Annotated in this window: 3 protein-coding genes; all 3 read right to left on the bottom strand. The window is 60.7% G+C overall.

Features of this window, described 5'->3' with window-relative positions:
- Positions 1-497: hypothetical protein (locus AC1DT3_RS22230; RefSeq protein ID WP_477467342.1), on the bottom strand; the 497-nt coding region annotated here is incomplete at its 3' end.
- The gene (locus tag AC1DT3_RS22225; protein ID WP_477467341.1) at positions 494-901 is read right to left on the bottom strand and encodes a hypothetical protein; all 408 of its coding nucleotides are present in this window, start codon (positions 899-901) and stop codon (positions 494-496) included. The genes AC1DT3_RS22230 and AC1DT3_RS22225, both read right to left, overlap by 4 nt.
- On the bottom strand, positions 898-1,088 hold a 191-nt coding region (locus AC1DT3_RS22220; RefSeq protein ID WP_477467340.1), incomplete at its 5' end, for a hypothetical protein. The genes AC1DT3_RS22220 and AC1DT3_RS22225, both read right to left, overlap by 4 nt.

The following is a 1,088-nucleotide window of genomic DNA, read 5'->3' as shown; positions in this document are numbered from 1 at the left end:
TCCTTCTCCAGCTCGGCAAACCGATCCTTGAAGTTTCCGGCCTTGTCGGCATGCTCCTGCGTCTTGACTTCGCCACCGATGCTGGCGAGCCATTTCTCGGCTTGAGAACGAAGTTCGGCGATCGTCTCGGAGATGACGATGTGCGGCGCCGCCTCGGTATTGCTGATCACGTCGGGAACGTCGTCGTGCCATTTGCCGGTACCCAGCCAATCGCGATATGCCGCTTCGGGCACGGGGCTTTTTGCGCACCATGCGAAGATCCGCTCGCACCATTCCTCGTTCGCCTCGACGACGTTTCCTTTGCCGACCTTGGCGACGAGATCGCCCTCGCCATTGCGCCAGATGGCGACACCGTAGAAGTCGCCTTCGCGGTTGCGGTTCCGGTAGAAACCGCACTCAGCGACGCCTCGTGTAAGTTCGGGCGGATTGCCCTTCAACGCACCATGCCAAAAGGCGTAGTCGTCGGCTCGGTTAACCTCTGCGACTGCGGCGGTCATTCTGCTGCGTCCTTGTGTTGGGGATTGCGGTGGCTCGCTTCGATCTCGCGAAGGCGCTCAACTGCGCCGCCAACCTCTGAGGCGAGAGCATTGAAGCGCGTCGCCTCTGCCTCGAGCTTTCTTCTTGTGCTGGAGACGACCTGCATTGCGGCGTCCCCAAGCCTGACGAAGGGATCGTGCTCGATCGCGGTCTCTGAACCGAAGAGATCGCTCGCGTTGCGTTCGTTGGCCGCGACCTGCTCGTAGTCGCGCTGGATCGCTTCGAAGATCGAGATCTCGCGATCCATGTCGGCCTTGGCCATCTTTCCGTCAGCCACGCGCCGGCGGTAAACCGTATTCCTGAAGCCGAGTTCGCGTTTGACCGCATCGAGTTTTTGCTTGGTGCTGAAGGGCAKGGGGATCATTCATCTCTCCCGCGAAGAAGATCAGCGATGCCGAGGTAGACCTCGAGGAACACCAACCCGATGCAGAGTGCGAGCATGAGCTTCAGCCCGGCCTCTTCGTCGAGACGCCAAGCAAGGGCCGGATCGATGAAGGTCATCACCAAGCCCTCGCATAAGCGCCAACACCGAGATCGCGAGCGCCAAGGCG

The organism is Microvirga sp. P4_G7 (assembly GCF_056401005.1).
The sequence above is the reverse complement of the archived record's forward strand: the minus strand, read 5'-3'. Positions and strand labels throughout refer to the sequence as shown.